The organism is Longimicrobiaceae bacterium, assembly GCA_035936415.1.
Lineage (GTDB): Bacteria > Gemmatimonadota > Gemmatimonadetes > Longimicrobiales > Longimicrobiaceae > JAFAYN01.
Genome location: DASYWD010000540.1, coordinates 1 through 2480 on the forward strand (window position 1 = coordinate 1; position 2480 = coordinate 2480).

Here is a 2480-nt window from a genome sequence, read left to right on the forward strand (position 1 = left end):
AAGAACAAGTGCTGGCTGGTTAAATATCCGGAAAAGCGTGAAGAAGTAAGGCGGGCGGGCGGTGGCTTCGGGACCAGCCCGGTTGCCGCGAGCGGGGTGCCGGTGGCCGGCAGCCCGGATGACGTCGCCCCGACTGAAGAGGTGCGCTGATGGCGAGCACGCCGGAGGGCCGGACGCCCCGGGGGACCGAGGGCCAGGGCGACGGAGGGCGGAGCGGGGGCGAACGGCCGGGCGAGGCCTCGGAGGTCTTCATGGGCCCGGGGGTGGAGCGCGGCCCCGTAGCGGAGGGGAACGGCCGCCGGCAGGTGGAGCGCAAGCCGGAGGCGCCGGAGCGCCAGGAGCTCCCCCCCGCCAAGGGCGACTCGGACCTGCGCGGCCGCACCCCGGACGACATGGAGCCGCCGGCGGACTCGCTCCTGGTGGTCCGCGGGCTCAAGAAGTACTTCCCCATCCGCAAGGGCTTCTTCAACCGCCACGTGGGCGACGTGAAGGCGGTGGACGGCGTGTCGTTCTTCCTGCGGAAGGGGGAGACGCTGGGGGTTGTGGGGGAGTCCGGGTGCGGGAAGAGCACCACCGGGCGGGCGATCCTGCGCCTGATCGACGCCACGGCCGGGCGGGCGGAGTTCGCGGGGCGCAACATCTTCGAGATGGACCGCAACGAGCTGCGCAAGCTGCGGCGCAAGGCGCAGATCGTCTTCCAGGACCCGTTCTCGTCGCTGAACCCGCGCATGACCATCGCGGAGATGCTCCGCGAGGTGCTGGGGATCCACAAGCTGGCGAAGGGGAAGGCGGCGAACGACCGCATCGCGGAGCTGCTCCGGATCGTGGGGCTCCGGCCGGAGCACGCGGTGCGCTACCCGCACGAGTTCTCGGGAGGTCAGCGGCAGCGGATCGGGATCGCGCGGGCGCTGGCGGTGGAGCCGGAGCTGATCGTCTGCGACGAGCCGGTGTCGGCGCTGGACGTGTCGGTGCAGGCGCAGGTGATCAACCTGCTGCAGGACCTGCAGCGGCAGTTCGGGCTCACCTACATGTTCATCGCGCACGACCTGTCGGTGGTGGAGCACATCTCCGACCGGGTGGCGGTGATGTACCTGGGCCGCATCGTGGAGCTGGCGGACGCGCGGGCCATGTACCGCAACCCGCTCATGCCGTACACGCAGGCGCTCCTTTCCGCCGTGCCGGTCCCCGACCCCACGCAGAAGCGCGAGCGGATCGTGCTGCAGGGGGACGTCCCCTCCCCCGCCAACCCGCCGTCGGGGTGCCCCTTCCACCCGCGCTGCCAGCACCCGCTCAAGGACGCGGACTGCGCCAAGATCGTCCCCCCACTGGCCGACAAGGGCGGCGGGCACTTCGCGGCATGCATCAAGGTGCCGCTCGGAGCGGGGGACCGGGACCTGCCGGTGATGCCGCGCGCGGGGTAGCGGGCTCTGCGGTCGGAGATGGATCGGAGCGGGCCGTCCGGTGTCACGGGCGGCCCGCTCTCGTTCTGGCCGAACCTCGAAACAGCATGGGCTCACACAGAGGAAGCAGAGGAAGCAGAGAACAACTGCTCTCCGCTTTTCCTCTGCTTCCCCTGCTTCCTCTGCGTGCGTAATGCCGTTCCTGACCTGCCCGCCAGGATCACCCGGCTGGTGCGCTTCCTGCCACGCCCCCGGGGACCTCGTCCGTTCCCCGGTCTCCGCAGGACCCGGACGGACCCACCGGAATCGTACGGGCCCATGCAGCGACGCCACCTCGTCATCTTCGGTTTCCTGATCGCCGTCCTGGTCGTGATCCGCCTGGTTGCCATGGCGCGCGACGTCCCGCTCGGCGAGCCGCACCCGGTGGACGCACCGGCGGCGGCACGGGCGACGGGGCTCGTGCTCCCGGCGGACCTCCCGCGCCAGGTGCCGGAGTTCCTGGAGACGGGGCAGAACTGGCGCGCGGCCCGCGCACTGCGCGGCTACCTCGGGAGGCGCGACGACCCGGACCCGGCCGCGGTCCTGCTCGCCGCGCGCGCGGAGGCCGGGTGGGGCGGCTGGGAGAACGTGCGCGTGCTGCTGGAGGGGGAGCCGTGGCTGGACAGCATCGCCGGGGGCGAGGGATGGCACCTCCTGGGCCGCGCCCTGGAGGAGGACCGGAAGTGGGAGGAGGCCGCCGCGGCCTACACCCGCTCCCTCCGCGCGGCGGGGGCGGACACCACCCGCGACCGTGCCCTGGTGACGGAGCTGCGGCGGGGCCTCGTGCTCCTGCGCCTGGGACAGACGGAGGAGGGGATGGAGGCGCTGGAGCGCGTCCGGACGCACGACCCCGCCGTGTCCGGGTGGGCGGCGACGCTCATGGCGGAGGCGCTGGAGGAGCGGGGGGACACCGCCCGCGTCCGCGCCCTCCTCGCGGGGGAGGCCCAGGGCTCGCCCGCCCGGATGCAGCGCGCGTACGTCCGGGCGCACCTGAAGGCCGGGGACCCGGCCGGCGCGCGCGCGCGGGCGCTGGACTTCCGG

General features: G+C 73.1%; 2 protein-coding genes. Both read left to right on the forward strand.

The window, feature by feature from the left end:
* Positions 1-149 precede the first annotated feature (149 nt).
* A complete protein-coding gene (locus VGR37_21735; GenBank protein HEV2150034.1) occupies positions 150-1421 on the forward strand; it encodes a dipeptide ABC transporter ATP-binding protein in 1272 nt (423 codons plus the stop codon).
* A 297-nt stretch (positions 1422-1718) separates the two neighbouring features.
* A partial coding sequence (locus VGR37_21740; GenBank protein HEV2150035.1) for a hypothetical protein occupies positions 1719-2480 on the forward strand: 762 nt, incomplete at its 3' end.

Bases quoted from the DNA above. Each gene is read 5' to 3' on its own strand.
- VGR37_21735 (HEV2150034.1), top strand. From the start codon at position 150: ATGGCGAGCACGCCGGAGGGCCGGACGCCCCGGGGGACCGAGGGCCAG.